At 30.4% G+C, this 595-nt stretch carries 1 protein-coding gene; it reads right to left on the bottom strand.

Annotation, left to right across the window (positions count from 1 at the left end; genetic code table 11):
* Positions 1 to 103: 103 nt before the first annotated feature.
* The coding region (locus DNK85_RS12810) for a hypothetical protein (protein WP_208123210.1) at positions 104 to 595 on the bottom strand (492 nt) is incomplete at its 5' end.

Genomic DNA, 595 nt, shown 5'->3' on the forward strand with positions numbered 1-595 from the left:
CTCAATAATTTTTCTACTTTTTCACCCGTACTACTTTTAACTTTATTTTTTCCTACTTATTTTAACTCCCCTCCATTCAATGTTTTTTCTTCTTTGCTTTTTTTCACTTCTTCCCCCTTTTCTTCTTTAATCCCTTCTTTCCCCTCCTTTTTTTTAATATATTTCTTTCCTGTTTCTTCATTTTCCTTATCATACTCTCCTTCTTTTTTTCCTTTCTTTTCTGTTTTATTCTCACTTTTCTCTTCCTCCTTCTTTTACTTTCCCTTTTTCCTCCTCTTCTTTTTCTCCTTTTATCTTTTCTTTCTCCTCTTCTTCTCGTTCTTTTTCTTTTCCTCCTCCTCCTTCTCCTTCCTTTTTCCTTTCCTTCTCTCTTTCCTTCTCTTTCCTCCTCCTTCCTTTCTTTTTTTTTTCCTCTTTTTTCTTTTTTTTTTCTCCCTTTTCTCCTTTTTTTTCCTTTCCTTTTTTTTCTCTTTTTTTTCTTTTTTTTTTCCTTTTTTTCTCTTTCTTTTCTTTCTTTCTTTTTCTCTTTTTCTCTTTTCTTTCCCTTCTCTTTGTTCTTCTTTCTTTTTTTTTCTTTTCTTTCTTCTTTTTCTTC

The sequence above is a fragment of the Cysteiniphilum halobium genome, from assembly GCF_003574425.1.
In the GTDB taxonomy this organism is placed as follows: Bacteria; Pseudomonadota; Gammaproteobacteria; order Francisellales; family Francisellaceae; genus Caedibacter; species Caedibacter halobius.